Annotated in this window: 18 protein-coding genes and 1 pseudogene; 14 read left to right on the top strand and 5 right to left on the bottom strand. The window is 72.3% G+C overall.

Annotation, left to right across the window (positions count from 1 at the left end):
- From secF to ACQP2F_RS34805, 3 genes are all read left to right on the top strand, one after another.
- A complete protein-coding gene (gene secF / locus ACQP2F_RS34815; RefSeq protein WP_433295076.1) occupies positions 1-1,206 on the top strand; it encodes a protein translocase subunit SecF in 1,206 nt (401 codons plus the stop codon).
- Positions 1,207-1,342: 136 nt separating this feature from the next.
- A complete protein-coding gene (locus ACQP2F_RS34810) occupies positions 1,343-1,903 on the top strand; it encodes an adenine phosphoribosyltransferase (protein WP_433295074.1) in 561 nt (186 codons plus the stop codon).
- 123 nt (positions 1,904-2,026) lie between these two features.
- Complete coding sequence (locus ACQP2F_RS34805) at positions 2,027-4,708, top strand: RelA/SpoT family protein (RefSeq protein ID WP_433295072.1); 2,682 nt, start codon at positions 2,027-2,029, stop codon at positions 4,706-4,708.
- A 361-nt stretch (positions 4,709-5,069) separates the two neighbouring features.
- Here ACQP2F_RS34805 and ACQP2F_RS34800 read toward each other — a convergent pair whose 3' ends face one another.
- On the bottom strand, positions 5,070-5,912 hold the full coding sequence (locus tag ACQP2F_RS34800) for a peptidylprolyl isomerase (RefSeq protein ID WP_433295070.1): 843 nt from the start codon (positions 5,910-5,912) through the stop codon (positions 5,070-5,072).
- A gap of 33 nt (positions 5,913-5,945) precedes the next feature.
- On the bottom strand, positions 5,946-6,794 hold the full coding sequence (locus tag ACQP2F_RS34795; protein ID WP_433295068.1) for a peptidylprolyl isomerase: 849 nt from the start codon (positions 6,792-6,794) through the stop codon (positions 5,946-5,948).
- A 134-nt stretch (positions 6,795-6,928) separates the two neighbouring features.
- Here ACQP2F_RS34795 and ACQP2F_RS34790 point away from each other — a divergent pair, with 134 nt between their 5' ends.
- The 3 genes from ACQP2F_RS34790 (at position 6,929) to ACQP2F_RS34780 (ending at position 9,982) form a co-directional block, all read left to right on the top strand.
- Positions 6,929-7,612, top strand: a complete 684-nt coding sequence (locus ACQP2F_RS34790; RefSeq protein WP_433295066.1) for an MBL fold metallo-hydrolase — start codon at positions 6,929-6,931, stop codon at positions 7,610-7,612.
- Positions 7,613-7,636: 24 nt separating this feature from the next.
- Positions 7,637-8,947 carry a histidine--tRNA ligase gene (gene hisS / locus ACQP2F_RS34785; RefSeq protein WP_433295064.1) on the top strand — a complete coding sequence of 437 codons (1,311 nt, stop codon included), beginning with the start codon at positions 7,637-7,639 and terminating at the stop codon, positions 8,945-8,947.
- A gap of 102 nt (positions 8,948-9,049) precedes the next feature.
- Positions 9,050-9,982, top strand: coding sequence for an acyl-ACP desaturase (locus ACQP2F_RS34780; protein ID WP_433295063.1), 933 nt, complete (start codon positions 9,050-9,052; stop codon positions 9,980-9,982).
- On the opposite strand, the gene ACQP2F_RS34775 is transcribed toward ACQP2F_RS34780, so the two are convergent.
- The gene (locus tag ACQP2F_RS34775) at positions 9,979-10,485 is read right to left on the bottom strand and encodes a PaaI family thioesterase (protein WP_433295061.1); all 507 of its coding nucleotides are present in this window, start codon (positions 10,483-10,485) and stop codon (positions 9,979-9,981) included. The two genes, ACQP2F_RS34780 and ACQP2F_RS34775, sit on opposite strands and share 4 nt — an antisense overlap.
- 56 nt (positions 10,486-10,541) lie before the next feature.
- Here ACQP2F_RS34775 and ACQP2F_RS34770 point away from each other — a divergent pair, with 56 nt between their 5' ends.
- From ACQP2F_RS34770 to ACQP2F_RS34735, 8 genes and pseudogenes are all read left to right on the top strand, one after another.
- Complete coding sequence (locus ACQP2F_RS34770) at positions 10,542-11,042, top strand: winged helix-turn-helix transcriptional regulator (protein WP_433295059.1); 501 nt, start codon at positions 10,542-10,544, stop codon at positions 11,040-11,042.
- A gap of 84 nt (positions 11,043-11,126) precedes the next feature.
- A complete protein-coding gene (locus tag ACQP2F_RS34765) occupies positions 11,127-12,713 on the top strand; it encodes an MFS transporter (RefSeq protein ID WP_433295057.1) in 1,587 nt (528 codons plus the stop codon).
- 37 nt (positions 12,714-12,750) lie between these two features.
- Complete coding sequence (locus ACQP2F_RS34760; RefSeq protein ID WP_433295055.1) at positions 12,751-13,530, top strand: cyanophycinase; 780 nt, start codon at positions 12,751-12,753, stop codon at positions 13,528-13,530.
- Positions 13,527-16,322 carry a cyanophycin synthetase gene (gene cphA / locus ACQP2F_RS34755; protein ID WP_433295053.1) on the top strand — a complete coding sequence of 932 codons (2,796 nt, stop codon included), beginning with the start codon at positions 13,527-13,529 and terminating at the stop codon, positions 16,320-16,322. Before ACQP2F_RS34760 ends, cphA begins: the two co-directional genes overlap by 4 nt.
- A gap of 545 nt (positions 16,323-16,867) precedes the next feature.
- Positions 16,868-17,776, top strand: a pseudogene (locus ACQP2F_RS34750) (serine/threonine-protein kinase); the annotation flags it as partial.
- Positions 17,777-17,875: 99 nt separating this feature from the next.
- The gene (locus ACQP2F_RS34745) at positions 17,876-19,252 is read left to right on the top strand and encodes a cellulose binding domain-containing protein (protein ID WP_433307709.1); all 1,377 of its coding nucleotides are present in this window, start codon (positions 17,876-17,878) and stop codon (positions 19,250-19,252) included.
- 210 nt (positions 19,253-19,462) lie between these two features.
- A complete protein-coding gene (locus ACQP2F_RS34740; RefSeq protein ID WP_433295051.1) occupies positions 19,463-19,720 on the top strand; it encodes a hypothetical protein in 258 nt (85 codons plus the stop codon).
- Between the two features lie 122 nt (positions 19,721-19,842).
- A complete protein-coding gene (locus tag ACQP2F_RS34735) occupies positions 19,843-20,745 on the top strand; it encodes a sigma-70 family RNA polymerase sigma factor (protein ID WP_433295049.1) in 903 nt (300 codons plus the stop codon).
- Positions 20,746-20,778: 33 nt separating this feature from the next.
- Here ACQP2F_RS34735 and ACQP2F_RS34730 read toward each other — a convergent pair whose 3' ends face one another.
- Together ACQP2F_RS34730 and ureG are read right to left on the bottom strand one after the other, a co-directional pair.
- Positions 20,779-21,504, bottom strand: coding sequence for an urease accessory protein UreD (locus ACQP2F_RS34730; protein WP_433295047.1), 726 nt, complete (start codon positions 21,502-21,504; stop codon positions 20,779-20,781).
- The gene (gene ureG / locus ACQP2F_RS34725; RefSeq protein ID WP_433307707.1) at positions 21,504-22,181 is read right to left on the bottom strand and encodes an urease accessory protein UreG; all 678 of its coding nucleotides are present in this window, start codon (positions 22,179-22,181) and stop codon (positions 21,504-21,506) included. The genes ACQP2F_RS34730 and ureG overlap by 1 nt, the downstream gene beginning before the upstream one ends.
- Between the last annotated feature and the right edge of the window lie 79 nt (positions 22,182-22,260).

Below are 22,260 nucleotides of genomic sequence, written 5' to 3'. Positions count from 1 at the left end.
ATGGCCCGTACCGGTCTCGCCACTCGCCTGTACCAGGGCGAGGCGAACATCAACATCGTCGGCCGGCGGAAGCAGTGGTTCATCGTCGCCGGCGTCCTGGTCCTGATCGCCATCGCCAGCTTCGCGATCCGCGGCTTCTCGCTCGGCATCGAGTTCGCCGGCGGCACGTCGTTCAGCGTGCCGGCGACGACCACCAGCGGGGCGTCGCTCACCCAGACCGAGGTGTCCGACGCGGTCCAGAAGGCGATCGAGGAGGCCCACCCGGGCGCCGAGGTCGTCTCCGCGCAGAAGCTCGGCGGCCGGGCCGGCCAGAAGGAGACCTTCACCGTCCGCGCCACCGCGATGAGCCCGGCCGAGTCGGGGCAGGCCAAGAACGCGCTCGTCGCCGACCTCGGGGTCAACCCGAACGACGTCAGCGACGACCAGGTCTCGGCGGCCTGGGGCGGGCAGGTGACCCGGCAGGCGATCATCGGTCTGGTCATCTTCCTGATCCTGGTGATGGCCTACCTGATCATCCGGTTCGAATGGCGGATGGCGGCGGCCGCGGTCTCCTCGCTGCTGCTCGACCTGATCCTGACCGCGGGCGTGTACTCGCTGGTCGGCTTCGAGGTCACGCCGTCGACGGTGATCGGCTTCCTGACGATCCTGGGTTATTCGCTGTACGACGTGGTGGTCGTCTTCGACAAGGTCCAGGAGAACACCCGCGGCATCACGGCGGGCAGCACCCGGACGTACGCCGAGGCGACGAACCTGGCCGTCAACCAGACCATCATGCGGTCGATCAACACCGGCCTCGTGGCGCTGCTGCCGGTCGGCGGCCTGCTCTTCATCGGCGCCGGCCTGCTCGGCGCGGGCACGCTGAAGGACCTCGGCCTGGTGCTCTTCGTCGGCATGGGCTTCGGCGTCATCTCCTCGATCATGTTCGCGGCGCCGGTGCTCACCGCGCTCAAGGACCGGGAGCCGAAGATCAAGGCGCACACCGCCCGGGTCCTCGCCCGCCGGGCCGCGGCCCGCTCCGGCGACGTCGCGCCGCGCGCCGAGCGGCAGCGCTCGGCCAACGCGACCGAGTCCGACGAGGCGCCGGCGATGGCCGCCAGCGCGCCGCGCCCGGGCAGCCGCCCGACGGCCAAGCGCAACACCAACCGTGGCGGCCGCCCCGGCGGCGCCGGCAACCGCCCGCAGGGTGGCGGCAAGCGGCGGAGCTAGCTGGCTCCGCTTCACTCCGCGGGCAATCGCCTCCTCGACGGGGCGATTGCGGGGGAGTTGGACTGACAACCAGTGCGTCTCCGAACTGCCAATGGCCCGTCTCCGTGCTCGGGGGCGGGCCATTAGGCTGTCGGCCGTGACTGATGAGACGACTCCCCGTGGTGACAGCGGTCCCGAGCTGGCCGCCGTGGTCGCCGGGGGCACGGTCGACGTGCCCGACTTTCCCCAGGAGGGGATCGTCTTCAAGGACCTGATGCCGCTGTTCGCCGACGGCGCGGCGTTCCGACGGGTGGTCGACGGCATCGTCGCGTACTACGGCGCCGACGGCTTCGATGTGGTGGCCGGGGTTGAGGCGCGCGGGTTCGTGGTGGCGGCCGCGGTCGCCTACGCGACCGGCGCCGGGGTGGTTCCGGTGCGCAAGGCGGGCAAGCTGCCGCGGCAGACGATCTCGGCGTCCTACCATCTGGAGTACGGCGAGGCCACCCTCGAGGTGCACGAGGACGCCTTCATCGCGGGCCAGCGCGTGCTCGTGGTCGACGACGTGCTCGCCACCGGCGGGACGGCCGGCGCCGCCCTCGATCTGGTCGAGCGGGCCGGTGGCACGGTCGCGGGGTTCACCGTGCTCATGGAGCTGGCCTTCCTCAAGGGGCGCGAGCGCCTGTCACCTCGTACGGTGCATGCGCTCTTGACCGTTTGATGGGTTTTCGCCGGGGTTACCCGCGCTCTTTCGGAGGTTCGGCCGGGGCAACCGGGAAGAGTGTGCGGGTAGGATGGCGTTCCTAACCAGGTGACCAACCAGGCGATGGGTGTGAGGAGGCCGGTGTCCAGCGACGTCGCCCCTTCGACGGAGGGCACGGTGCAGCCGACCGAGAACACACGGACCGGTGCGGAGGCTGTTGCGCCGCCGGTCGAGGAGGCACGCGTTCCGGACGGTGAGGCGGCCAAGCCGGCTCCCACGAAGCCGGCGCCCGCCACCCAGAAGTCCGCCATCCCGAATTCCGCCACCCAGGCTTCCGCAGCCCAGAACTCTGGGGCTCAGGCTCCCACGGCCCGGACCTCCGCGGCCCGGACCTCCGCGGCCCGGACCTCCGCGGCCCAGCCTGCGGCGACGCCGGCTACCGCGACGCCGGCCACTGCGACGCCGTCTACCGCGACGCCGGCCACCGCGACGCCGGCACCTGATCCCGAGGCGACCCAGCCGATGCCGCCGCCCGGCGACGAGCCGAGCACCGGCTTCGGCCTGGCCAGCGCGCCCACCGGCCGCCGGGTCCGGGCGCGGCTCGCCCGGTTCAACGCGCCGTGGCAGAGCACCCAGGTCAGCGAGGTTCTCGAGCCGCTGATCGCGACCCACCGGGCCAGCCACCCCAAGGCCGACGGCCGGCAGCTGCAGCGCGCCTTCGACGTGGCCGCCCGCTGGCACTCCGGTCAGTACCGCAAGTCCGGCGACCCCTACATCACGCATCCGCTGGCCGTGGCGACGATCCTGGCCAACCTCGGCATGGACACGACCACCCTGGTGGCGGCCCTGCTGCACGACACGATCGAGGACACCGACTACTCGCTCGAGCAGATGCGCAGCGACTTCGGCGGCGAGGTCGCGCTGCTGGTCGACGGCGTGACCAAGCTCGACCGGGTGAAGCTCGGCGACGCGGCCAAGGCCGAGACCATCCGCAAGATGGTGGTGGCCATGGCCAAGGACCCTCGAGTCCTGGTCATCAAGCTCGCCGACCGGCTGCACAACATGCGTACGCTCACCTTCCTGCCGCGGGCCAAGCAGGAGCAGAAGGCCAAGGAGACGCTCGAGATCCTCGCGCCGCTGGCGCACCGCCTCGGTATGAACACGATCAAGTGGGAGCTCGAGGACCTCGCGTTCGGCACGCTGTTCCCGAAGCGGTTCGAGGAGATCAACCGGCTGATCGGCGAGCACCAGCCGCAGCGGGAGGCGCTGCTGCGCCAGGTTACCAACCGGGTCTCACTCGACCTGAAGTCGGCGAAGATCAAGGCCGAGACCACCGGGCGGCCGAAGCACCTGTACTCGATCTACCAGAAGATGATCGTGCGGGGTCGCGACTTCAACGACATCTACGACCTGGTCGGCGTGCGCATCCTGGTCGACACGGTCCGCGACTGCTACGCCGCGCTGGGCGTCATCCACGCGAACTGGCAGCCGGTGCCGGGCCGGTTCAAGGACTACATCGCGATGCCGAAGTTCAACATGTACCAGTCGTTGCACACGACGGTCATCGGCCCGACCGGCAAGCCGGTCGAGATGCAGATCCGCACGTTCGCCATGCATCGTACGGCCGAGTTCGGCATCGCCGCGCACTGGAAGTACAAGGAGCAGAAGGGCGCGACGATTGTCGGCCCGCCGGCGCACATCGACGAGATGACCTGGCTGCGGCAGCTGCTCGACTGGCAGCGCGAGGCCAGCGACCCGTCGGAGTTCCTGGACGCGTTGCGCTTCGACCTGTCCAGCCAGGAGGTCTACGTCTTCACGCCCAAGGGCGACGTGATCCCGCTGCCCACCGGTTCGACCCCGGTCGATTTCGCGTACGCCGTGCACACCCAGGTGGGGCACAAGTGCATCGGCGCGCGGGTCAACGGCAAGCTCGTCCCGCTCGAGTCGACGCTCTCCAACGGCGACGTGATCGAGATCTTCACGTCGAAGTCGGCGTCCGCGGGCCCGACCCAGGATTGGCTCGGCTTCGTCAAGAGCCCCCGCGCGCGTACGAAGATCAGGCAGTTCTTCAATAAGGAGCGGCGCGAGGAAGCGATCGAGGTCGGCAAGGAGGCGATCGTCAAGGCGATGCGCAAGCAGGGCCTGCCCCTGCAGCGCATGCTGACCAGCGAGAACCTCACGACCATCGCCCGCGACCTGCACCTGGCCGACGTGGCCTCGCTCTACGCCGCGGTCGGGGAGAACACGGTCTCGGCCCAATCGGTCGTGCAGAAGCTGGTGGCCGGCTTCGGCGGCGAGGAGGGCGCGGTCGAGGACATCGCCGAGACCGCCGTCGCGACCCGCCCGCCGCGCAACCGGTCGACCGCGCAGGACCCGGGCGTGGTGGTCAAGGGGGTCAGCGACGTCTGGGTGAAGCTGGCCCGCTGCTGCACCCCGGTGCCGGGTGACGCGGTGTTCGGCTTCGTGACCCGCTCCGGTGGCGTGTCGGTGCACCGCGAGGACTGCGCGAACGCCGAGGACCTGCGCGACCAGAGCGAGCGCGTGGTCGAGGTGAGCTGGAAGCCGACGAGCGCGTCGACGTTCCTGGTGGCGATCCAGGTCGAGGCGCTCGACCGGCACAAGCTGCTGGCCGACGTCACGCGGGTGCTGTCCGAGGAGCGAGTCAACATCCTCTCGGCGACCGTGACCACGACCCGCGACCGGGTGGCGGTCAGCCGGTTCACGTTCGAGATGGCCGACCCGAAGCACCTCGGCCACCTGGTGGCCGCGGTCCGCAAGGTCGACGGTGTTTTTGACGCTTACCGGGTCACTTCGGGCGCCTGATCGCCCGCTCCGGGTCGCGCGCCGCTCGTCCCGTTACCGCTCGGCGCCGCATGCCCAATCTCCGCGCGGCGCAGCTCGCCCATCACCGCTCGGCGCGCATGCCTCATCACCGCTCCGAGCGATGATGATTTGTCGTGCGGGGAGCGGCCAACTTCATCAAGATCGCGGGGGAGCGGGGCGGCGGGCGGCGCGGCGGGCGGGCGGACACGAGCGCGGCGGGCGCGGCTGGCAGGCGGCGGACGCGGGCGCGGCGGGCAGGCGGGCGCCACGGGCAGGCGGTCGGTCCGGCGGCGGGGCGCGCCGGGTAAAGCGGAAGCGCCGCGGCCCGGGCAGGGTCGCGGCGCTTCGACGTGCGGAAACTCTACGAGGCTGCCATGGTCAAAGACTTGATGTCGAGCTCGGTCTTGGGGTGACCGTCGCCCTTCTGGTTGGCGTTGTCGGTGCCGCCCTTGGCCACCTTCTTGACGATGTCCAGGCCCGACGTGATCGTGCCGAGGATGGTGTACTCGGCGGGCAGCGCCGCCGCCGGGATGTCCTCGTACGGGATGAAGAACTGGCTGCTCGTGGTGCCCGGGTTCGAGGTCTTCGCCATCGCGATCGTGCCCGCCGGGTATGTCGGGTCCTTGCCGGCCGGCAGGTTCTCCTCGGCGTACATGAAGTTCGGGCCGCCGGTGCCGTCGGTCTGGCGATAGCCCTTGCCGGTGGCGGTCGGGTCGCCGCACTGCAGCACCTTGATGCCCTCGGTGGTGAGCCGGTGGCACTTGGTGTTGTTCCAGAAGTTCTTGCTCGCCAGGTATTCGAACGCCGAGGCGGTGCACGGCGCCTTCGACTTGTCGACGTCGGCGGTGATCTTGCCGAGGTTCGTGTCGATCGTCAGCGTGTCCTTGCCGGTGTTCTTCGCGTACTGCTCGGGGGTGCCGCCGGTGTCCTTCACGTTGGCGCCCGAGGACTTGTCCTGCGGCGTCCAGGTGCAGGCCACGGTGCCGGCCGGGGCGGCGCTCGCGGTCGAGGAGGACTTCTTGTCGTCCTTGTTCAGGGCGGTGACGATCCAGACGGCGGCGCCGGCGATGACCACGACCGCGATCGCCGACCCGATGATCGCCTGCCGCTGACGGCGCTTACGAGCGGCTGCCGCGCGCTCGGCCATCTCCTTCTCGAGCCGGGCTCGCGCCGCCGCGCGCTGCCGGTCCTTGATCGACGACACGGTGTTCCTCCTGCTGGTTCTCGGCCTGGGGGATTAAGACTGTGCGCTCGCGGAGGGCGCGGCCGCCTGCCCGACGGTGAGGGTCTTGATCGTGATCTTGGTCTTGGGCTTGACCTTGTCGCCGGCCGCGTCCGCCACGACCGGGATCTTGCCGATCTTCTCGACCGTGGCCAGGCCGCCGGTCACGGCGCCGACGATCGAGAACTCGGGGGTCACCGGCGCGTAGTCCTTGAAGAAGATCAGGAACTGGCTGCCGTTCGTGCCCGGCGGGTTGCCGATCAGGGCGACCGTGCCCTTGGGGTAGAGCGGCGTGGTGGCCTTCCCGGCGCCGGCGCTGGGCGACGGGTCGGGAGCGGCCGGCGTGTTCTCGCTGTAGACGCTGTACGTCGGGCCGCCGAGCCCGGTGCCGCTCGGGTCACCGCACCGGATCGCCCCGTACGTCGTGATCTCGTGGCACGTGGTGTTGTCGTAGAAGTTCTTGCTCGCCAGGTACCGCAGGTCTTCCGCACCGCAGGGCGAGCTCACCCGGTCGAGATCGACGACGATCGGGTCACCCTGGTCGGTGGTGACGGTCATCGTCGACGTGCCGTCGGTGGGAATGCCCTTGGTGGGCGGCGTGCCGACGTCCTTGAGGTTGGTGTTGGTCGTCGCGCTCTGCGGCGTCCACGCGCAGACGTCCTGGTCGGCCGCTTCGGTCTTGGGGTCGGAGTCGAACGCCCCGCCGATCCACGCGATGCCGGCGACGATCAGAAGAACCGCGACGCCCGCGCCGACACCGGCGTAGATCCGCCGCCTCCGCCGCTCCCTGGCCGCCCGCCGCGCCATCTGCCGATCGAGCTTCGCCCGCGCCAGCTTGCGCTGCCGGTCCCTGCTGGATGCCACCGAACGCTGCCCTTCCTCCATGTGTCGTGTCACACGCCCGCAAGAGTGTACGGGTACCCGCTGAGAAAGTGGTGTGCGCCCGCCCGGATAGGCTCGTTACGATTCGCACCTGATTGCTCTGAGAGAGGACCGCAGTGCTCGTCACCGGTTTCCCGGCCGAGGCCTTCGGCACCAATTGCTATGTGGTGGCCGCCGGCCCGGGTGAGCAATGCCTGATCATCGATCCCGGTGTCGGCATTCTCGACCGGCTCGACGAGGTGCTGGCCGAGCACCGGCTGCACCCGGCCGCGGTTCTTCTCACCCACGGGCACATCGACCACAGCTTCTCGGTGGCGCCGGTCTGCGGGGCCAAAGGCATCACCGCGTACGTGCACCCGGCCGACCGGGAGATGCTGGCCGACCCGGCCAAGGGCCTCGGCGCCGATCTGTCCGCCCTGTTCGGCGGCCGCTTGCCGTACTCGGAGCCGGAGGACGTCGCCGAGCTCACCGACGGCGCGACATTGACGCTCGCCGGTGTCGAGGTGACCGTCGACCACGCGCCCGGCCATACCGGCGGGTCGGTGCTGTTCCGCCTGCCGGGAGAAGAGTCGCCGGTCTGCCTTTCCGGCGACGTGCTCTTCGCGGGGTCCATCGGGCGCACCGACCTGCCGGGCGGCAGCACCGAGACGATGATGGCCAGCCTGCGGGAGAAGATCCTGCCGCTGGCCGACGAGACCGTCGTCCTGCCCGGCCACGGACCGGCCACCACCATCGGCCGCGAGCGCGCGACGAACCCGTACCTGCGGGAGTTGATCGCAGCGCCCGGCCGTGGGCTCTGACGATATTTATAGGAGACTTTGAGAATGCCGATTTCCGGCTTCCCCGAATGGCTGCCCGCGCAGCGCATGATCGAGCAGCGCGTCCTCGACCGGATCCGGTCCACCTTCGAGCTCTACGGGTTCGCCCCGCTCGAGACCCGGTCGGTCGAGCCGCTGGAGACCCTCCTGTCCAAGGGCGAGACCTCCAAGGAGGTCTACCTGCTGCACCGCCTCCAGGCTTCCGAGGACACCGCGTCCGACGACCAGCTCGGCCTGCACTTCGACCTGACCGTGCCGTTCGCGCGGTTCGTCGTGGAGAACGCCGGCAAGCTGGTCTTCCCGTTCCGGCGCTACCAGATCCAGAAGGTGTGGCGCGGCGAGCGCCCGCAGGAGGGTCGCTACCGCGAGTTCCTCCAGGCCGACATCGACGTGGTCAACCGGGACAACCTGCCGTTCCACCACGACACCGAGATGCCGCTGGTGATCGGCGACGCGCTGGGCGGCCTGCCGATCCCGGCCGCGCGCATCCAGGTCAACAACCGGAAGGTGTGCGAGGGCTTCTACCGGGGGCTCGGCCTCACCGATACCGACCAGGTACTCCGTACCGTCGACAAGTTGGACAAGATCGGCCCGGCGCGCGTCGCCGAGCTGTTGACGCAGACCGCCGGCGCCTCCGAGGCTCAGGCGGCGGCGTGCCTCGACCTCGCCGCCATCTCGGCCGAGGACGGCTCCTTCGTGGACGCGGTGCGCAAGCTCGGGGTGAGCGACCCGCTGCTCGACGAGGGCCTCGAGGAGCTGGTGCGGGTGGTGGAGACCGCCCGCGAGCACGCGCCCGGCCTGGTGGTGGCCGAGCTGAAGATCGCTCGCGGCCTCGACTACTACACCGGCACGGTCTACGAGACCCAGCTGCGCGGGTACGAGCGGTTCGGCTCGATCTGCTCCGGCGGCCGGTACGACAACCTGGCGTCCGCGGGCAAGGACCGGTTCCCGGGCGTGGGCATCTCGATCGGCGTCTCCCGGATGCTCGGCGTGCTCTTCGGCCAGCAGGCGCTGACCGTCTCCCGCTCGGTGCCGACCTGCGTGCTGGTGGCGCTGCCGAACGAGGAGCAGCGGGTGGCCTGCGACCGTACCGCCGCGGCCCTGCGCCGCCGGGGCATTCCCACCGAGGTGGCGCCGACGGCGGCGAAGTTCGGCAAGCAGATCCAGTACGCGGACCGGCGCGGCATCCCGTACGTCTGGTTCCCGGGAGAGCCCGACACGGTGAAGGACATCCGCTCCGGCGACCAGGTCGAGGCCGACGCCGCGTCGTGGTCGCCCCCGGCCGACGATCTGCACCCGGTCGTCTCCGGCACCTGACTCACCCGCCGCGGGCCGGGAATCGGCTGTGAATTCCCGGCCCGGGTGGCGGAAACCGGCGGGTAAGAGGTTACGGTTGCGTAGGTTACGCAACCGTAGGGAGTGATCGTGGACCAGACCGCGCTGCTGATCGAGCTGGAACCGGTGGTGGCCACCAACCTCGACCGGCACCTGTCGCTGGCCAAGGAGTGGTTCCCGCACGAGTACGTGCCGTGGAGCGAGGGGCGCACCTTCGACGGTCTGCTCAACGGCGAGGCGTGGCGGGAGGAGGACTCGGCGATCCCCGACGTCGCCCGTACGGCCCTGATCGTGAACCTGCTGACCGAGGACAACCTGCCCTCGTACCACCACGAGATCGCCACGCTGTTCGGCCGGGACGGCGCGTGGGGCACCTGGGTGCACCGCTGGACGGCCGAGGAGGGCCGGCACGGCATCGCGCTGCGCGACTACCTGACCGTCACCCGGGCCGTCGACCCGACCGCGCTCGAGCGGGCCCGGATGGCGCACATGCAATCCGGCTACTCGAACGCGCACCCGGAGGAGATGCTGCACTCGATCGCCTACGTGGCGTTCCAGGAGCTGGCCACCCGCATCTCGCACCGCAACACCGGCAAGGCGACCGGCGACCCGATCGCCGAGCAGCTGCTGGCCCGGGTCGCCGCCGACGAGAACCTGCACATGGTCTTCTACCGCAACCTGCTGGCCGCCGCGTTCGACCTGGACGCCGACAACGCGATGCGGGCGGTGGCCGATGTGGTCGCGGCGTTCGAGATGCCGGGCGCCAACATCGAGGGCTTCGGGCGCAAGGCGCTGTCGATCGCGCTGGCCGGCATCTACGACCTGCGGCAGCACCGCGACGAGGTCCTGCTGCCGGTGCTGCGTCAGTGGAACGTCTTCGGGCGTACGGGCCTGAGCCCCGAGGGGGAGAAGGCGCGCGACGAGCTCGCCGCCCACATGGCCGAGCTGGAGAACCAGGCGACCCGGTTCGAGGAGAAGCGCGAGGCGCGGCGGCTGCGGCTGGAAGCCCGCTCCTAAGCGGGGATCTCGAAGAGCAGGCAGCTGCTGGTGGCGTGCGCGAGCAGGCGGCCCTGCCCGTCGGTGAGGCTCGCCTCGGCCAGCGCGGTGCGGCGGCCGCGCTGCAGCACCCGGCCGGTGCACGCGATCCGGCCGGTCGCGGTGGTGACCGGGCGCAGGAACTTCACCGTCAGGTCGAGGCTGGTGTAGCCGACGCCGACCGGCAGCGTGCTGTGCACCGAGCAGGCCGCCGCCGTGTCCAGCAGCGTCGAGATGACGCCGCCGTGCATGGAGCCGAGCGGGTTGTAGTGGAACTCCTGCGGGTCGAGGCGGACGGTGACGCTGCCCTCCTCGACCTCGAACGAGGCCACGTCGATCAGGTGCATGATCGGCGGCGCCGGCAGCTCGCCCCGGGCCATCGCCTGCAGCACGTCGAGCCCGCTGCGGCGGCCGATCAGGCTCGCGTGCACCGCGGGATCGGTCCAGCCGAAGGTGCGGGTGCGCTCCTGCTGAGTCTGCGTCATGGACGCAGCGTCCCGCCGGCTTGCTGCGTCTGTCAAGCAGACCTAGCCTGGCTGTCATGAGTGCCACACCGGTCGCCGACGCGCTGAGCTGGTCGATCGACGGGTGCACGATCGGCCGGGCCATGGCGGTGCTGGGCGAGAAGTGGACCGTCGTGGTGCTGCGCGAGGTCTTCAACGGCATCCGCCGCTTCGACGACATGCGGGTGCGCACCGGCGTGCCGCGGCAGGTGCTGGCCAACCGGCTCGCGACCTTGGTGGAGCACGGCATCCTGCGGCGGGAGCCCTATCAGGAGCCCGGTTCCCGCGTACGCCACGAGTACCGCCTGACCAGCAAGGGGCTCGACGTCTACCCCGTCCTGATCACGCTGCTCGAGTGGGGGAACCGCTACCTGGCCGATCCCGGCGGGCCGCCCCTGGAGTTCGCCCACCGCGACTGCGGGGCCGAGGTGCACGCCGAGATCCACTGCGCCGCCGGTCACCGGCTCCGCGACCCGCGCGAGGTCGTGCCCCGCCCGGGCCCGGGCGCCCGCCGGCGGGAGCGTGGCGCGCCCGGGTGAGCAGAGCCGCAGCACCGGCCGCCGGGGGCGTGGCGCGCCCGGGTGAGCAGAGCCGGAGCACTCGCCGCCGTTAGATTGCGTGCCGTGACTACGGCCGAGACCTCGCCCTGGGCGCCGCTGCGCCGGCCCGTCTTCCGGATGCTCTGGGTGGCGGTGCTGGCCGGCAACGTCGGCACCTGGATGCAGACGGTCGGCGCGCAATGGCTGGTGGTCGGCGAGCCGCGGGCGGCCACCTGGGTGAGCCTGGTCCAGTTCGCCACCATGATCCCGGTGCTGCTGCTGGCGCTGCCGTCGGGTGCGCTCGCCGACACGTTCGACCGGCGCCGCCTGCTGCTGGCCGTGCAGCTCGCCCTCTTCGGGGTCGGGGCGGTGCTGACCGTCCTCACCGCGCTCGGCCTGATGCCGCCCCCGCTGCTGCTGGTCTTCACGTTCCTGCTCGGCGCCGGCCAGGCCCTCACGCTGCCGACCTGGCAGGCGGTGATCCCCGAGGTGGTCCCCCGCGAGGAGCTGCCGTCGGCGTCATCGCTGGGCGCGGTCAACACCAACCTGGCCCGCTCGGCCGGCCCGGCGGTGGCCGGCCTGCTGGTCGCGCACATCGGGTCGGCCGCCGTCTTCGGCCTGAACGCGCTGTCGTACGCCGTCTTCGCCGTTGCTCTTCTTCTCTGGCGGCGCAAGCCGCAGACCCCGGCCTCGCATCCCGAGCATCTGGGTTCGGCGCTGCGGGCCGGTGGGCGGTACGTCCGCTACTCGCCGACCGTGCGCCGGCTGCTCGGCCGGGTGATCCTCTTCGTCCTGCCCGGCTCGGTGATCTGGGGCCTGCTGCCGGTGGTCGCGCATCAGGAGCTCGGGATGGGCGCGAGCGGCTACGGCATCCTGCTGGCCGCGCTCGGCGTCGGGGCGATCGCGGGCGCGTTGATCATGCCGCGGATCCGGGAGACGGTCGGGCCCAACCGGCTCATCGTCGCGGCCGGCGCGCTCTACGGTCTCGCTCTGATCGTGGTCGCGCTCGTCCCGGACGTGTACGCGGTGACGGCCGTCCTCCTCGTCGCCGGGCTCGCGTGGATGACGCTCGTCTCGCGGATGAACGCGAGCCTCCAGCTGTTCCTGCCCAACTGGGTGCGCGCCCGCGGCTTCGCGATCTACCAGGTCGTGTTCGCGGGCGGTCAGGCGTTCGGTGCCCTGCTCTGGGGCCAGGTGGCCGGCCTCGCCGGTCTCCGGGTCGCCTACCTGGCCGCGGCCGGGCTGATGCTGGCCGGCACGGTGACCGTGCTCTGGTGGCCGGTACGCGAGCAGGACGGCACCGGCCGCGGCCCGGCGGTCTACTGGGCCGAGCCGCATCTGATGCTCGAGCCGCACCTGGACGAAGGCCCGGTGCTGGTGACCGCGGTGTACCGGGTGGACGACGCGAATGTGGACGCGTTCCGGGAGGCGATGGAACGGCTGCGCGGCTCGCGGCTGCGGACCGGCGCGACCCGGTGGGGCCTGTTCCGCGACGGCGAGGACCCGGCCCGCTTCGTGGAGGTCTATCAGGTGCCGACCTGGGCCGAGCACCTGCGCCAGCACGAGGGCCGGCTGACCGAGCAGGACCAGCGCGCCGAGCAGAAGGCCACGGCGCTGGCCCGGGGGCCGGCCGAGGTGACCCACCTGCTGCCCGCGGACTACGCCCATTAGCCGGATGTTTCGGATTTGTTCCGATTAACCTGAGACGGTGTCGAGTCGCCGGCTTTTGATCATCGGCGGCGCGGCCGGACCGGGCCTGCTCGGCCGCTTCGTCTCGCTGGCCGGCGGCGCGGCAGCCCGCATCGTCGTGATCGCCACCGCAAGCTCCGCGCCCGCCGAGGCCGAGGCCGCCCACCGTGAGGCGTTCCTGTCGCTGGGCGCCGGCGAGGTGCGCGCGCTGCGGCTGTCGACCCGGGCCGAGGCCAACCGGCCGCAGCCGCTGCTGGACGAGGCGACCGGCGTGTTCTTCACCGGCGGCGACCAGGAGCGGATCTCCTCGATCATCGGCGGGACCGTCACCGACACGGCGATACAGCGACACCACCTGATCGCCGGCACCAGCGCGGGGGCGGCCGCCATGTCGGGCACGATGATCGTCGAGGGCGACGCGCCCGGCGTGACCCGGGCCAGCGTGCGCACCGGCCCCGGCCTCGAGCTGCTGCCCGGGGTGCTGATCGACCAGCACTTCGCCGAGCGTGGCCGGCTCAACCGCCTGCTGAGCGCCGTCGCCATGGCCCCGCACGAGCTCGGCCTCGGCATCGACGAGGACACCGCGATCCTCACCGACGGCGACCGCTTCGAGGTGCTCGGCGCGGGCGCGGTCACCGTGGTCGACGCCGGGAGCGCCACCGACATCCGGGTTCCGGCCCGGGGCCCGATCACGCTGGCCGGCGCGTGCATCCACGTGCTGCCGGCCGGCCACATCTTCCATCTCACGGGACGCCGGCCGGTCGTCGACGCACCCACGGTCGAACGGGGAGTCGCATGAAGATCGAGAGTCTGCGCCGTCTGCGCGGTCCCAACGTTTACCTGTCCCGGCCCGCGATCGTCGCGGTGATCCGGCTCGAGGACCTGGCCGGCCGCGAGACGTCGGACGTCACCGGCTTCGCCGAGCGGCTGCTGCGGGCGCTGCCCGGCCTGACCGAGCACCACTGCGCGGCCGGCGCGCCCGGCGGCTTCGTGAGCCGGCTGCGCGGCGGCACCTACTTCGGCCACGTCACCGAGCACGTCTGCATCGAGCTGTCCCAGCTCATCGGCCGCGACGTCAGCTTCGGCCGCACCGTCTCCACCCACGAGCCCGGCCGCTACCAGCTGATCGTCGAGTGCCCGGTCGACGAGCCGGCCGAGTCGCGGGTGCCGGGCGACCTGCTGGCCGCGGCTGTCGAGCTGGTCACCGAGATCGTTGCCGGGCGGTCGTACTCGAGCGTCGCGCTCGCCGCCGCCGGCGCCGGCGTGGCCGAGATGCAGCACGGATTGGCCGGCCGGCTCGCCGATCTGGCCGCGCTGGCCGAGCGGGAGGCGACCGGGCCCAGCACCCGGGCGATCGTCGCCGCCGCCCGCCGCCGCGGCATCCCGATCGAGCGGTGCGCCGACCTCAGCCTGGTCCGCCTCGGCTGGGGCAACCGGCGCCGGCTGGCCTGGGCGGCGATGAGCGACCGGACCAGCGGCGTCGGCATCGACATCGCCGGGGACAAGGAGATCTGCCGGCGGCTGCTCGGCGAGGCCGGCATTCCGGTCCCGGCCGGCGGCGTCGCGCGTACGGCGCCGGAAGCCGCACGCCTCTTCGCCCACCTCGGCGGACCGCTGGTCGTCAAGCCCCGGCAGGGCCGGCAGGGTGACCGGGTCACGCTCGGCGTGACCACCGGAACCGCGATGGCGTACGCGTTCACGGCCGCCGGCGAGGACGTCGTGATCGAGCGGCAACTGGCCGGCCGGGACTACCGCGTCCTGGTGGTGGCGGGTGAGGTGGTGGCGGCGGCCGAGCGGATCGCGGCCCACGTCGTCGGCGACGGCCGCAGCACGGTCGCCGAGCTGGTCGACCGGGAGAACACCGACCCGCGCCGCGGCGCCGGCCACTCCCGCGTGCTGACCCGGATCACCGTGGACGACGCCTCGATGCGGGTCCTCGAGCGGCAGGGTGCCGGGCTCGGCACGGTCCCGCCGCCCGGGCGCGAGGTCTGGCTGCGCGAGACGACCAACCTCTCCACCGGCGGCACCAGCCACGACGTCACCGACCGGGTGCATCCCGACGTCGCCCGGCTCTGCCTGCGGGTGGCCGCGCTGGTCGGCCTGGACATCGCCGGGATCGACCTGCGCCTGCCCGACATCGCCGACCCGCTGACGCCGGTGGTCTCCGGCCGCGAGGTGACCGGCGGCGTGATCGAGGTGAACGCGGTGCCGGGCCTGCGCATGCACCTCGCGCCGGTGCGTGGCCGCGCGCACGACGTGGGCGACGCGATCGTGCGGGCGATGTTCCCGGCCGGCTCCGACGGGCGGATCCCGACGGCGGCGGTGACCGGCACCAACGGCAAGACGACGGTGGCCCGGCTGACCGCGCACCTGCTGGCCGACACCGGCATGCGGATCGGCCTGACCACCACCGACGGCGTGAGCGTCGACGGCCGCATGGTCTACCGGGCGGACGCGACCGGGCCGCTGTCGGCGCAGATGGTGCTGGGCGATCCGACCGTGCAGGCGGCCGTGCTCGAGACGGCGCGGGGCGGCCTGCTGCGGCGGGGTCTCGGCTACGACTGGTCGGACGTCGGGGTGATCACCAACATCACGGCCGATCATCTCGGCCAGGACGGCCTCGACACCATCGAGGACCTTGCGCATGTGAAGGCGCTGGTGGCCGAGCGCGTACGGGATGGTGGCACGCTCGTGCTGAACGCCGACGACCCCTGGGTCCGATCGCTGGCCGACCGGCCTCGGGTGCGCGCCGACCGTAAACGGCTGGTGTGGTTCGGGCTCGACCCGGAGCAGCCGGTGGTGGTCGAGCACCTGGCCCGGGGCGCCACCGCCTACCTGCTGCAGGACGGCTGGCTGGTGCAGGCCACCGGTGCTCGCCGGACGCCGCTGCTGCGGGTGGCCGACCTGCCCGGGGCGTACGGGGGAGCGGCCACCCACGCGGCGGCCAACGCGCTGGCGGCGGTGGCGGCCGCCCGTGCGCTCGGGGCCGGCCAGGAGTCGGTCGCGCGCCGGCTCGCCGACTTCGACCCGGCGGTGGCGAACCCGGGCCGGGCGACGCTGCTGCGGGTGGGCGACGTCGCGGTCTTCGTCGACTACGCGCACAACCCGGCCGCGCTGGCCGCCACCCTGCGGACGCTGCAGCGGATCTGGGGGACCGAGCGCTGCGTGGCCGCCGTGACGCTGCCCGGGGACCGGCGGGACGACCTGCTGACGGCCTGTGCCCAGGTGGTGGCGGACGGGGTGGCCCGGGCCGTGCTCTACGACGACGAGGACTCGCGGGGCCGGCCGTCCGGGGAGGTGTCGGCACTCGTCGAGCGGGAGATGCGGGCCCGGCGGCCGAAGCTGCTGGCGCTGCGGGCCGACGGCTACCGGGAGGCGATCACCGAGGCGCTCGGGCTGGCCCGGCCCGGCGACGTGGTGCTGGTGATCTACGAGCAGCTGGCGCCGGTGCTCGCCCTGCTGGCCGAGCTGGGTGCGGTGCGCGGCGGGGACCTGCCGGTGCCGGCCTCGACCGGCCTGCCCACCCGGCCCGCGCCGGGGGCGGCGGCGTCACCCGGGCGCGACCTCGTCCGGGGTGTTCTGCTGGGATGATGCTCGTTCGTCCGACTTTTCGCGGTGCGACACGCCGCGTACCCGGGCCCGTACGCGGAATTGGCTGATCAGTGGAGGGGATCACCCGATCAGATGGGTTTGCACAGCTCAACCCTTCAACTTTTGCCATGGGGTGAGTAATTAAAGATCATCAGTGAGTGACGGGTTTCGTCTCGTTCCGTGACGGCTTGGCGACAATCGGTGCAGCGGTCTTGAGCAGAGACGCAGCACGCACCGCTACCGACCATTCCAACCTGTACGAAAAATCGGTATTTAGTCGGGCGAAGCGGTGCGGGCAAGTGTCCATGATCCGACTTTCGGCTCGTTGCCGAGATCCCCGACGGCTGGCATATGCCGGGAAACGGTCCGTAACGACGCGCAGGTAGAGCCCGGTGTCGACCGCTCGTGATATGGGCCCTGCTGGGCTAACATCCTCGCCGTCGATGGGGAAAGTTCGGCCCGAAGCTGGGCCGGTCCGACCCCAAAGCGTCGAGTGGCATGGCGGTGCGACTCGGCGTTACTTCGGAGCGCGCATGTGGGGGCACATGAGCACGACGGACCTGCCCGGATCGAGCCTGCTGGCCGGTAGATACCGGCTGGTGGAACGGCTCGGCGCCGGCGGGATGTCAGTGGTGTGGCGAGGATTCGACGAAGTCCTCGGGCGTCAGGTCGCGGTGAAAGTGCTGCCGCCGTCGACCAGCGCCGATCCGGCCTTCCGGCGCCGGCTGCGGGCTGAGGCCCAGGCCGCCGCCCGGCTCAGCCACCCGCACATCACGAATGTGTACGACTACGGCGAGGCGACCACCGTCGACGGTGAGCCGGTGCCGTACGTCGTGATGGAGCTGATCGACGGCGAGTCGCTCGCCGCCGTACTCGCCCGGACCCGCCGGCTGCCCTGGCAGCACGCGGTACGGATCACCGCCGAGGTCGCCGCGGCGCTCGCGGCCGCGCACTCGCGCGGCATCGTGCACCGCGATGTCACCCCGGCCAACGTCATGCTGACCCCGACCGGGGCCAAGGTCGTCGACTTCGGCATCTCGGCTTTGATCGGGGAGAACGACATAGACCCGGACGGCAGCCTGCTCGGCACGCCGGCCTATCTCGCGCCGGAGCGGCTCGAGGGCGGCCAGGTGAGCCCGGCGACCGACGTCTATGCGGTGGGCCTGCTGGTCTACCGCACGCTGATCGGTCAGCTGCCGTGGGACGTGGGCACCACGACCGCGTTGCTGCGCGCGCATCAGTACACCGAGCCCGATCCGCTGCCGCCGGTCGACGGCCTTCCGCCGGCGGTCGCCGCGCTGGTCGGCCGCTGCCTGGAGAAGCGGCCGTCCGACCGGCCGTCCAGCGCCGAGCTCGCGCACGTGCTGGCCGCGATCGCGGCCGGGGCGCCCGCGGTGGCGCGGGGTTACGTGCCGGAGTGGGCCGACAGCGGCGAGGACACGACGATCCTGCCCGCCCAGAGGTCGTATCCGGACGTGATCCGGCACGACCCTTATCCGCCGTCCGGCGGCCCGGGTTTGGCGGCCGCAGCGGGTCTGGGGGCGGCCGGCGCAATGGCGGCCGGCGCGATGGGTGCCGGCGCGATGGGTGCCGCGGGCGCGGGTGCGATGGGTGCCGGTCCGGCGGGCGCGGGCTTCATGGGTGCCGGCGCCGCCGGTGCCCCGGGTCCCGGTGGGATGGCGGCCGGCGCGGGCGCGATGGGTGCCGGCGCGGGTGCGATGGGCGCTGCGGCTGCCGGTGCAGCGGGCGCGATGGGCGCCGGTGCTGCGGGCGCGATGGGTGCCGGTGCGGGTGCGATGGGCGCCGGGGCTCCCGGCGCGCCGGGCGCCGGGGACGCGCCGGAGCGCAACAGCCGGTTCGCGGCCCTGCGCTCGGGGCCGGTCGACGCGGCCGCCGGTGGTCCGGCGCTGCGCCGGGCCTACGACGGTGAGCAGCCGGCGGAGTCGGCGGCGAAGCCGGACGAGACGACCTCCGCGGCCGCCAAGGGCCGCAACAACGCGAGCCACAACCACACTCGGCGCGTGATGATCGTGGCCGGCGCCGTGGTGCTGCTCGGCCTCGGCACCTACGGCTGGAGCCTGACCCAGGGCGCGGCCGGCAGCCCGCGGGCGACGCCGCAGCCCAGCGTGATCCCGGCGACCGGCAAGTGCGTGGTCAGCTACGCCGTCTGGTCGGACGCGAACGGGCAGTTCAAGGCCCAGGTCACGCTGGCCAACCGGGCCGATGCGCCGGTCACCGACTGGAAGCTGTGGTTCCTCATGCCCGGCGACCAGGTCATCTCGGGCAAGGGCAAGGTCGACCTCGCGCAGGACGGCCAGCAGGTGACCGTGCGCTCGAGCGAGCCGCTCAACCCGCAGAAGACGCTGACCCTGCCGATCAGCGGGCGCTACCAGGCCAACAACAGCGCGCCGCTGGCCTTCATGCTCAACAACCGCACCTGCGAGACCTTCGTGTCGTCGAAGCCGGGCGAGCCGTCCAAGCAGGTGGTGAACCTGTCGAACGGCGAGCGGCGCCTGGTGACGCCCGGATCGTCGTCGACGACCCCGGTGCCGGGCATCTCGATCGACCCGGGCGGCATCGTGCACATCACGCCGACCACCGCGCCGACGGCGCCCGGGGCCGGCGGCTCGACGATCGGCGGTGGCGGCCGGACCACCACTCCCACCGGCGTCGTGACGACCACGACCAGCCCCGGCCCGACCTCGACCGGCTCGGACGGCGTCGTGGTGCCGGTGCCGAGCGACCAGACGAGCACCACGTCGAGTCCGCCGACCACGCCCCCGACCACCGCGCCGACCGAGGTCACCACCCCGCCGAGCCCGTCGCTCGAGGGCTGTGACGTGGCCGACCCGACCTGCACCACCGACCCCGGCACCGGCACCGGCAGCGGGGACACCGGCGGCGGCGGCGCGCCTCCGCCGCCAGTCTGATCATTTACGCCCTCGATCGGCCGTCCGGCGGGAAACCCCGCTCCGGGCGGCCGATCGCCGCGTTAGGGTGAAAGCGATGTGAGCAGGCACTTTCTGGAGCTATCCGTCGATGAGACCACGGCACACGGCGTGGCTGCCACCGCCCGCTCCCGACGCGGGAAAGAATCGCTCCAGGGGGGCCGTCGAGTCGTACATCGGGGAGTTTCGACAATGATCAGCATCGTGAAGGACCTGGCGGCGGAGGCACTGTTCGTCTCGAGCCTGCAGCCGTCCGAGTGCCCGACCCGGCGAGCGGTCGAGCAGGCCGTCACCGCCATGATCCTGCTGCACGGCAGTGAGGGCTGTGCGGCCGAAGTGGCCACCGAGTTCGGCGACCACCCGGAAAGCGCCGTCCGGCGCATGAACTGGGTGCACGACGAGCTCACCGGCGTGGTGCCGGCCACGGCCGTCGCCAGCGCGCGTACCTGAGCTTTTCTCGCAAAAAGCACCTCAAAAGCAACCGAGTTCGGCCGCCGCTGCACCTGACGGCGGCAAAAGTTCTCCTCGTCAGCCGGTTTTCACCAACCGGTCGTATGAGCGAGGAGGACCACGTGACGACCACGACCGAACTCCCCGCCACCATCGGCACGACCCACGACGCGCCGTCCGCGCGTGACATCGAGGACCTGGTCCGCGAGCACATGCCGATGGTTGGCCATCTGGTCCGGGAACTTCTCAACCGGGTTCCGGGTCATGTCCATGCGGATGACCTGTCGTCGGCCGGATTCGCCGCGCTGCTGGGTGCGGCCCGATCCTTCGACGTGACCAGGGGGATACCGTTCCACCGCTTCGCCGCGGTGCGGATCCGGGGCGCGCTGCTGGACGAGCTGCGGGGCCAGGACTGGGCCAGCCGCTCGGTGCGGGCCCGGGCCCGGCGTACCGCCGCGGCCCGCCAGGAGCTCACCGCGGCGCTGGGTCGCACCCCGACCGACGCCGAGGTGGCGGAGATGCTGGGCATCGGCGTGGCGGAGCTCGCCACGGTGGAGGACGACGTGCAGAAGGCGGCGCTTCTGAGCCTGCAGGGCTTTCCGACCGGCGCCGCCGAGGAGATGGTGCCGGAGACCTCCGAGGGGCCCGAGGACCTGCTGCTCAAACGCGAGCGGCTCGGCTACCTGCACCAGGCCATCCAGGCGCTGCCCGAGCGCCTGCGCCTGGTCGTCACCGAGTCGTTCCTGCAGGAGCAGCCGCTGAGCGACGTGGCGGCCCGGCTCGGCGTCACCGAGTCGCGCATCTCCCAGCTGCGCACCGAGGCGCTGCAGCTGCTGCGCGAGGGGCTGAACAGCTCGCTGGCGCCGGAGCTGCTGACGGTCGCGGCCGGCGGGCCGCGCACCCGGAAGGGCTGCCTGCAACGCCGCCGCTCGGAGTACTTCGCCCGGGTCGCGCAGCAGGGCAACCTGCACACCCGGCTCGCGCTGACCGACAGCCACGGGGTACCGATCGCCGTGGCGGCGTAGGGCCCGGACGGGGGCGGCCCGGCCGCCCTCGTCCTATCGGGCGAGCTTGTCGAGCACGGCCCGGACGTCGCGGATGTCCGGGCCGACGGCAGTGGCCAGCGCGGCCGGCCCGGCCAGCGGCATGATCGCGGCGGTCGGCGTGCCCATCGGCGGATCGTCGAGGCCGGGCACCGCGACCAGCGTGCCGAGCGCCCGTCCCGGGCCCAGGACCGCGGCGGAGTCCCAGCCCGGCGCGTGCGGCCCGACGGCCAGGTCGTGCCGGTAGACGGTGCCGCCGGCGTAGCGGATGGTGGTGCTCAGGCGTACGTCACCGGCGGGCTCGTCGTGGCGGCCGCAGACCAGCTCCTCGCGCCAGAGCAGGTGGCCGGTCTCGGCCACCTCCACGTGGGTGACGGCGTCGTGGTCGCAGCCGGCGGCGGCGATCAGCGGCTCGGGCAGCCATCGCAGCCGGGCGCGCGGGCCGACCTCGGCCCGGATGTCCAGCCGCGAGGCGGGCAGGTCCGGGCGCCCCGGCAGCGCCAGTTGCGCGGCCACGCCGCGTACGGTCAAGTGGGCATCGGCACCCACCGTGACGTGCAGGCGCAGATCGTCGCCGCGTAGCGGGCCGGCCGCGCCGCCCACCAGATGGACCGTCACGCCCGCGTCGTCGTCCCACCCGCCCGTGCGGCGGGGCAGCAGCGGCGACTCGCCGTGCAGAACGGTCAGCCGCGTGCCGCCGCGGCCGTCCGCCTCGGCGACGATGCGCGCCGCCGCCCGCATCAGACCGCCGCCTCGTCCGCTCTCCGGGCGCGGATCCAGTCGGCGACGGCGCCGGCCTCGCGGTCCTCGACCAGCGAGAGGAAGACGGTGGGCAGATCGCCGCGGCGGGCCTTCGCGTCCCGCTCCATCACCGCCAGGTCGGCGCCCACCATCGGCGCCAGGTCCGTCTTGTTGATCACCAGCAGGTCGGCGGTGGTGACGCCCGGGCCGCCCTTGCGCGGCACCTTGTCGCCGCCGGCCACGTCGATCACGAAGATCTGCCGGTCGATCAGGCCCTTGCTGAACGTCGCGGTCAGGTTGTCGCCGCCGCTCTCGACCAGCACGAGGTCGAGCGGGCCGAGGGCATCCTCGAGGTCCTCGACCGCGTCCAGGTTGGCCGAGATGTCGTCGCGGATCGCCGTGTGCGGGCAGCAGCCGGTCTCGACCGCGCGGATCCGGTCGGCCGGCAGCACGCCGTTGCGCAGCAGGAAGTCGGCGTCCTCGGTGGTGTAGATGTCGTTGGTGACGACGGCCAGCCGCAGTTCGGCGCCGAGCGCCCGGCAGAGGGCCGCCACCAGCGCCGTCTTGCCCGAGCCGACCGGGCCGCCGATGCCGATGCGCAGTGCCCGGGGCCCGGCCGCCAGGGGCGCGTGCGGGTCGGCGTCCGGATGCGGATGCGTGTGCGGCGGTTCCGGCACGTAGTTGTCGGACGGGTGGGGCAGGGCCCCACCGGTCCCCACCGTGTTCCCGGCCGCTTGCGGCGGGGCTCCGCCCGGC

It is taken from the genome of Actinoplanes sp. CA-030573 (genome assembly GCF_050951115.1).
In the GTDB taxonomy this organism is placed as follows: Bacteria; Actinomycetota; Actinomycetes; order Mycobacteriales; family Micromonosporaceae; genus Actinoplanes.
The sequence above is the reverse complement of the archived record's forward strand: the minus strand, read 5'-3'. Positions and strand labels throughout refer to the sequence as shown.

Coding starts and splice junctions, on each gene's coding strand:
- ACQP2F_RS34775 (WP_433295061.1), bottom strand. CDS start 10,485: ATGACGCAGACTCAGCAGGAGCGCACCCGCACCTTCGGCTGGACCGAT.
- cphA (WP_433295053.1), top strand. CDS start 13,527: ATGAAGATCGAGAGTCTGCGCCGTCTGCGCGGTCCCAACGTTTACCTG.
- ACQP2F_RS34740 (WP_433295051.1), top strand. CDS start 19,463: ATGATCAGCATCGTGAAGGACCTGGCGGCGGAGGCACTGTTCGTCTCG.
- secF (WP_433295076.1), top strand. CDS start 1: ATGGCCCGTACCGGTCTCGCCACTCGCCTGTACCAGGGCGAGGCGAAC.
- ACQP2F_RS34770 (WP_433295059.1), top strand. CDS start 10,542: ATGAGTGCCACACCGGTCGCCGACGCGCTGAGCTGGTCGATCGACGGG.
- ACQP2F_RS34745 (WP_433307709.1), top strand. CDS start 17,876: ATGGCGGCCGGCGCGATGGGTGCCGGCGCGATGGGTGCCGCGGGCGCG.
- ACQP2F_RS34730 (WP_433295047.1), bottom strand. CDS start 21,504: ATGCGGGCGGCGGCGCGCATCGTCGCCGAGGCGGACGGCCGCGGCGGC.
- hisS (WP_433295064.1), top strand. CDS start 7,637: ATGCCGATTTCCGGCTTCCCCGAATGGCTGCCCGCGCAGCGCATGATC.